The organism is Bacillus sp. AFS001701, assembly GCF_002559405.1.
Classification (GTDB): Bacteria; Bacillota; Bacilli; order Bacillales; family Bacillaceae_G; genus Gottfriedia.
In genome coordinates this window covers 1-7,576 of record NZ_NTZO01000022.1, presented here as the reverse complement: position 1 = coordinate 7,576, position 7,576 = coordinate 1, and the positions used below count along the sequence as shown (strand labels likewise).

7 protein-coding genes are annotated in these 7,576 nt (G+C 30.0%); all 7 read right to left on the bottom strand.

The window, feature by feature from the left end; all coding sequences use genetic code 11:
* Window positions 1–221: 221 nt before the first annotated feature.
* The 7 genes from CN514_RS02325 to CN514_RS02295 all read right to left on the bottom strand — a co-directional run bounded on the left by CN514_RS02325 (window position 222) and on the right by CN514_RS02295 (window position 7,486).
* The gene (locus CN514_RS02325) at window positions 222–1,112 is read right to left on the bottom strand and encodes an LCP family glycopolymer transferase (RefSeq protein ID WP_098231209.1); all 891 of its coding nucleotides are present in this window, start codon (window positions 1,110–1,112) and stop codon (window positions 222–224) included.
* A gap of 96 nt (window positions 1,113–1,208) precedes the next feature.
* The gene (locus CN514_RS02320) at window positions 1,209–2,210 is read right to left on the bottom strand and encodes a metallophosphoesterase (RefSeq protein ID WP_176525765.1); all 1,002 of its coding nucleotides are present in this window, start codon (window positions 2,208–2,210) and stop codon (window positions 1,209–1,211) included.
* A gap of 51 nt (window positions 2,211–2,261) precedes the next feature.
* Window positions 2,262–2,933 carry an HAD hydrolase-like protein gene (locus CN514_RS02315; protein WP_098231207.1) on the bottom strand — a complete coding sequence of 224 codons (672 nt, stop codon included), beginning with the start codon at window positions 2,931–2,933 and terminating at the stop codon, window positions 2,262–2,264.
* Between the two features lie 12 nt (window positions 2,934–2,945).
* Window positions 2,946–4,568: an aldolase catalytic domain-containing protein gene (locus tag CN514_RS02310; RefSeq protein WP_098231206.1), complete on the bottom strand. Its 1,623-nt coding sequence runs from the start codon at window positions 4,566–4,568 to the stop codon at window positions 2,946–2,948.
* Complete coding sequence (locus CN514_RS02305) at window positions 4,565–5,311, bottom strand: 3-deoxy-manno-octulosonate cytidylyltransferase (RefSeq protein ID WP_098231205.1); 747 nt, start codon at window positions 5,309–5,311, stop codon at window positions 4,565–4,567. Before CN514_RS02305 ends, CN514_RS02310 begins: the two co-directional genes overlap by 4 nt.
* 58 nt (window positions 5,312–5,369) lie before the next feature.
* Window positions 5,370–6,230, bottom strand: a complete 861-nt coding sequence (locus tag CN514_RS02300) for a 6-hydroxymethylpterin diphosphokinase MptE-like protein (protein ID WP_098231204.1) — start codon at window positions 6,228–6,230, stop codon at window positions 5,370–5,372.
* A 17-nt stretch (window positions 6,231–6,247) separates the two neighbouring features.
* On the bottom strand, window positions 6,248–7,486 hold the full coding sequence (locus tag CN514_RS02295; RefSeq protein WP_176525764.1) for a hypothetical protein: 1,239 nt from the start codon (window positions 7,484–7,486) through the stop codon (window positions 6,248–6,250).
* Window positions 7,487–7,576 lie beyond the last annotated feature (90 nt).

Genomic DNA, 7,576 nt, shown 5'->3' with positions numbered 1-7,576 from the left:
CTTCAAACGAAGAGCGCCCTTCTTATCATTTATTTACGTAAATCATATTTTAGAGAAATGTTATCGATATAACCAGCATCTTTACTAGAGCTGACAGATTTATCTTTAGCATATGTAAGTTTTTTCATGCAGATTAATGATCAAGGCAAAAAAACCCCGATTCGTAATATAGTTAAACTATATTACAAATCGGGGTTTTTTCTCTCCTTAAAAATTCACGCTTATTGTGTTAATCCTAACTGATCGCGTAGTTCATTTGAAAGTGCTAAACGATTTTCTTCCGGTACTAAATAATAGTAGATTCCCTTAATCATTTTCCCACTTCCTTCTAGTTGCTGTTGTTCAATACTGTCAGTGGCACCGCGGTAGCTTTTCTGAATATCAAACATTTCATCTAAGGTTAAATTAGTTTCTAGATTTTTACTAATCGAATTTAATATATCCTTATAACTCACTAAACTTTTAATTTTTGTTCCTTTATTAATTACTTCCTGAATAATTTGGCGTTGTCTAGCTTCTCGTCCAAAATCACCTTGCGGATCCTCGTAACGCATTCGCGAGAAACTTAACGCCTTTTCTCCATTTAAAGACAATAATCCCTTTTTAAAGTGATAACCGTCATTTGTGAAGTCTAGTGTATTCATAACCTCAACTCCACCAATTGCATCTACAATGCCCTTAAATCCCTCCATATTGACCTCTAAATAGTAATCAATAGGTATGTTTAAAAATTTCTCCACAGTGTTTATACTCATCTGTATACCACCGAATGCAAATGCATGATTAATCTTATCAGTACGATTTTTCCCTACTATTTCAGTACGAGTATCGCGTGGAATACTAATAATTTTCGTCGTATGTTTTGTAGGATTTACGGTTATGACCATTAGGGAATCAGAGCGCCCCTGGTCACCTGGTCGTTTATCTACTCCTAGAAGTAAAACTGAGAATGGATTTTTTTCTTTAACGCTGACGGCTTCGACCCTTTTCTCCGTCTTTTCAATTGGGTGATAGATAACGCTTGTCGTTTTCGTTACTTCATGATAAATATAAAATCCAGTAGCCCCAGCTATAACTACCAGTACGCTCAAAACAATTCCAATGCGCAACATTATTTTTTTCCAGCTCACGGATATTGCTCCTTTTAGTAAAAATTAAAATGTAGTTAGACTATATTTAAGAAAATATGTTTCAACATCTTGTTAATTTTATTTTTTTTGTTTTAATGTTAAAACATTAATTTCAGGTGGGTTAAATAAACGAAACTTTAGAAACCGAATAAAATTACTACTTCCAAGACCTGTACTTACATATTGTTTAGTCTGTTTGTACTCCCAAAGACCTTTAACGCGGTTTTGTGGAGGAAACAGACCGCCCCACTTATACCATCCCTCTGGAACGAATGGTGCTCCTATAAAAGGTAAACGAATTTGTCCTCCATGATAATGCCCAGCAATAATCAAATCGTATTTCCGATCTTTAAACTTCAGACTAGCATCATTTAGAAGACTATCAATTCTCGTGTCAACGATAGGATAGTGGTTAAGCGCAATTAAGACATCATTCTTTTTTAAATGATTAATATCAGACATCTCTTTAATTAAAGATTTACGGTGCTCAATATACTGCTTGGTTTGTACATATTCAGGTAAGAAGATTCCATTTGTTTGTTTTTCACTTTGAGAAGCGTTCAGGATCGACGTTTCAAAGTCAACGAAATTAATTGAGAAATTGTTTTTTTTGACTGAATAAACAGATTCCAAGAATTTGACACCATGTTTTTCAATTCCTTTTATGAACTTACTTTTTACTAATACACTTTTTGAATTTACATAATATGCCTCTGGATCTTCATTTCCAGGTATATAAATGGCATTCTCTTTGTTTTTTATGCCTTCTAATAATTGATAAAAAGGCTTAATATTAGTACTTTGGCTTTTAAGAATCATATCCCCAGTAAAAACAATGGCATCATAATCGGTGGAATTAATGGATTTTAACAAGCGACTTTGATTTTTACCAAACTCTTTACTATGCAAGTCTGTAATTTGAAGAATTTTATATCCTTCAAATTCTTTTGGTAAGTGGTCTACTAAGACATCTTGTTTAGCTATTGTAATTCGGTTATTATCCCAAATTATATAAATTACTAGAGCACAGATAAATAATATGATTAACCCTGCAACTAATTTTGCAAATTTATTTTTCAAAGTAACCGCTCCATTATCCACTTTTTAAACAAGTAACTTGTTCAAATGGAATTAATACTTAATCGTCTGCTTTAATTCAAAAAAATCAAAGATCTCTTCAACGCTTTCAGTTACATAAACATTCTTACATTTACCTGCGTCAATTTTACTTTCAAATCCGTAACCATAAGTCACGGCAATAAAATCAATTCCCACTTTCTCTGCACCGATTGCATCATGCATGCTATCGCCGATCAATACTACCTTTGACAAATCATTTTGCCCTATCTCTTTTAAACACATTAAAATTAAATCTGATTTACTAAGCGTATCGGCATCATCTACCCCGAAAATAACATCAAAGTGCTTGCTTAATTCGAAATTTTCCAATATTTCTTTTGCTAAATCATCCCTCTTTAGTGTTGCAACTGCCGTAGTACATTTTTTCTCTTTTAACGAAAATAGTAACTCCTTAATATAGCTATATTGCTTAGCTTCAAATTTACCCTTTTCTTTATATCTATTTCTATATATTTTTACAGCTTCTCTTGCCTTCTCTTCATTAAAACCGCACTCCCGCATAAATGATTCGACAGGTGGTGGACCAATAAATCGTCTCTGCTGTTGAACTGTTAATTCGGGTGCCCCCATTAGAATTGCAGTATGATTCGCACCAATCATGATTCCGTCCGCTGTATCTAATAATGTTCCATCTAGGTCAAAAATGATTGTAGAATACTTCATATACCCTCCGCTTTAATATGTCTTACTATACAAATGAACATCTTTATAAATCGTCGACGTTACATAGTGAATTCCCATATGCTTTTCTACATTGGCTAAGTAATTTTTTATTTCTTCATTCTTCTTAACAAGCTCAACCATTTCAATATGATTTATTAATTCTGTTGAATAGTAGTTTTTAGCCTTGTTTAAACTGAACCCATCAAATCCAGCAAGATACAAATGATCAATAACTAAACGATTTAATAAATTAATAGCCATTAATCCTGCGTTATCTGAAATTAAAGAGTTTTCTAGCAGTAAATCAGAATAATTAACGACTATTGATGAATCGACTTTTAAGTTTGTAATGTTAGATGTTGTTATTAAAGTTGTTGCAAATGATAAATCTTTTATTACATCTTCCATACTCTTAAATCTCTTACTATTGCTAATAAAAATGGCGTTACAGTTAAAAGCAATTGGTAAAAAATTTACGCTAATAATAAATGGATCCTCTTCGTTTATAAACGTTTTAATATGCTCTAATTCTTTTTCGATTGATTTACCTGGTGCTATAATCAGTACTTTTTTACTACCAATTAGCTTCCTTAATCTCTTCAAACTTTCTGTATCGTCTACCAATTGCATTTGATGACTTATGTATAAATCTTCAATATAATTTTCATCATAGATTTCACGTTTTTTGTTCGGGATTTGCCTCAATATTGTATTGATTGATTTAACAGAAATCGTCTGTTTATTCATTAAATATGATGCATAGTTAGGGTGACAATTATTGATTGCCGCTATGAAATAGGGAACGGAATAACCCCATTTAGGCTCATTAAAAAATCTACTCAAATGTTCATCTACAATTTCCAATAACGGTACTATTTTATATTTTTCCTCAATATTTTCATTGATGTACTCAGAAATTAGCTCCGTGCATAAATTTCCTGCTCCTCTTCCCATACCAAATACCGAAGAATCTATTATTATATTTCTTTTAGTATGCAGCGTTAGCAATTCTTGTGCATTTGAAAAAGATAATTGTAAATTATTATGAGAATGGAATCCGATGTTAATTGTTTTATCTAGATTATGATCTAGTAGGTGGTACATTCTTAGTAAATTATTTTTGTACATGATCCCAAGTGTATCTACTAAGTAAAATGCATATGGTTTTAACTCATTAACTTTTTCAATCAAAGCTAACAGATTTGCATCAGTGTAACTAGTAGTACCAACTGGTTGAATAAACACTTTATACCCTTTTTCAATTAACTTTTTTCCATAATCTAATGCTTCAGCAATTTCTTTTTCATTATCATGGAACGTTAATCGAATTCCATCAATAGAAGTACCATCATATACTTTTATTTTATCGATTGAAATGAATGGTTGATCAATCATAGCTACGTAAATAGTATCTTTATTTTTTGGCTGAATTAGTTCTTCGATTTTTTCAATATCATTGAAAATGGTAGTATCATTATCATAATCCACATCTCTAAGAAATCCACATTCGATAATGTCTATATTAGACTGTGTCAACTTTTCAATTACTTTTTTAACCGTTCTCCTACCAAAATTCCAATCGTTGATGTATCCACCATCGCGTAAAGTACAGTCGAGTAGCTTTATATTGTTCACTCAAATACCACACTTTCTAAACGACTTTTTATGATATCTCGTACTTTATCTAAATCTTTTGGAGTATCTACGGAAAGAGTCGTAACATTTGCTTCCACAAATTTTATCTTTTGACCATTCTCAATAAATCTAAACTCATCAATGTCTTCGGCTGCTTCCAAAGGGCCTCGTGGTGCTGAATAACAGAACTCCAATGCACTTTTTGTAAAACATTGTACTCCAACAAACTTTTTATAATAGAAATCGTATGTCCCTTTTGGATAAGGAATTGGGCTTCGGGCTAAATATAAACCATATCCAAAAACATCTGTTGCAATTTTTATTTTAGAAAAGTCCACAGCCTCTAAAGGATTCTTTAATTCTGTCATTAAATTTGATACATATAATGACTTCGAATCAACCCCATTAGGTAGAATTCTACTAATCGCCTCAGTTTCAATTAAAGGTTCATCACCGTTTACATTAATATAAAAATCAGCATCTATTAATGTAGAAACCTCGTATAGACGATCTAGATGTGTTTTATGATTTTCAGAAGTCATAATCGTTTTTATTCCATAGCTTTCACAAACTTCTTTAATTCGAAGGTCATCTGTTGCTACATATACCTCATTTAGTCCCTCTAATCCTTTTAATCGTTCGTGAACCCACCAAATCATTGGCTTTCCACAAATATCTGCTAATGGCTTGCCTGGGAATCTTGACGAATTATATCTAGCTGGAATTATTCCGATCACTTTCATACAAAATCCTCCTTAAATGGTTCATTATAACGAACATACATTTATAAAAAACTACTTTTTAATTATGTCTAGCAGTTCTAATACTATCATTATCTTTTTCTAAAACAACATCTAGGTCTACCCTTTCAAAAACTTCAAGCATTCCTCCCCTAGTTGCATTGAATATTTTTATATTATGGCAATCCGCATATTCTTTTGCTACGTTATATGCGCTAATCATTTTTTCACTAGTCGAGGTATAGTTGGAATCTACCAAATTATAATCCTTAAAATGATTTATCTTATCTTTTGAATAATTACAATCTACACCAATTAAATAGATTTCATTAAATCCCATATAAACAGCAAGTTGTATTAATGAATAAGTAATTGTATATCCATCATAAATTACTGCATAAGCATCATCGCTAAATTTAGTATGGAATCTTTTATGTTTCATATTATGATTAAGTAAATCCAAAGGATAAATATAATAATCGTCCGATACATCAAATTTTTTTGAAATTACATTTGCCATGAATTTATAGCTAACATCTAAATGGTCTATCTTATTTTTATATTTCTTAAACAAATCGGTGAATTGTATTCCATAATAAGTCGGTCTCCAATCGGTTTCTTCAAATGCTAAAAATATTGAGTTCATACTAAAAGTAATTTCATTTTTCAACTTTTCAAGATCGCTATTTAACAAACTTGGACCAGTTGCTACAATAAAGCAGCGTTCACCTTTGTGTATATTCTTAAATTGTTTTAACTTCAAATACCGACTATTTTTAACAAAATTAGTTATCCTAAACCACTTATTAATATTAAAAAAAAGTTTTTTAATACTATGAAAGAATAAGATTTGAAACTTTCTAACGGGTTTAATCATGTTAAATATGAAACTATTACTTTTTATCATTTCTTTTATCATCATTATTACTACCTCATTATTTAAGTTTCCATACTAAATGAATTTGAATAATTGTTATCTTTAAAAAGGGAGTGTTCATTTTCTAGAGCACTTTCATACATTTTAAAAAATCCTATAAATTTTCCTAATTGAGCCAAATGATTATTTTCTGGATATTCTTTTAATTTAAGTAACGTAACTTCCAAATAAAAAAGAAACCTATAAATATCTGAATGGATGCTTATATCAGCTTTTAATTTTGAATCTAAGTTCATATTTACCATTAAATAGTTTTGAAAATATTTAATAACCTCTTTCATTTCACATGTAATAATTTTATTCTTAGAATTAAATATCTTAAAAGCAACTTCAAACAAAATATCATAAAAATCAAAATAACAACTTCTCATATCATGAGTATTCCAATCTATAACGTAAGACTTTCTTTTATTTTTAAGAATATTTCCTTCCCAAAAATCCCCATGCGATAATGCCCATACTATGTCTATATTAGAAGAATAAATTTTTAGTTTATTTTTAATCACCCAAAAAAATTCGATAATTATTGAATTGTCCTTTTTAAAATCGACGGTATCTATTGAATGTTTTTCGATCAATCCCTCAATCAAGTTAATTAATTTCTGTGAATATTGATTTAAATTTATTATGTTAGTATTTGCGCTCGAAATTATTTCAGTAATTAACGGAATAACATCAACTTTAAAACTATTAAAGTTTTTATATTCTATATTTATTGGTTTGAAATTTATATAACTCTCTTTTATATACCGTGAATCTATATCCCAATTTAAAACTTTGGGTGCTAAACTACAGTTTTGAGCACCAACCTTATTTAAAATATTTTTTTCGATTTCATTTTTTGACATTATTTTTGGAAAAACGGTTGTAACTTCCTTCGTTTTAAAATTTATTATTTTATATTCGCCTAGCCTTGTAACTAATAAGCTATGTCCATTGTATTTGGTAGTAATTGTTCGAATTGAATCTTTGTTCTTATAATACTGGTATTTGTTGATTAAATATTTGACAGTCAATTGGGCAACTCTTAATATTCTTACTTTAGGTATCAAAAAGTTAATTATTTTACTACTTGTTTTATACTCAAGAAATATCAGTGGTTTAGCTTTAAAATAAAAATAATAAATAAGAGATATCAAGTTAATTTCTAAGTTGATATAAAAAGAATCACGGATAAAAAGATAGGTCTGATCTACTGAATCTGTTAAAAGAGCATCTGGAAAATTTTTCATTCTCATCATTAGTACCTTCTTAATTTAAATCGTATTTTTACTCAAATTAAACTACCATTTACAAAGACTTGTTAGAAAAAGAATAAATATTTAGCTTAT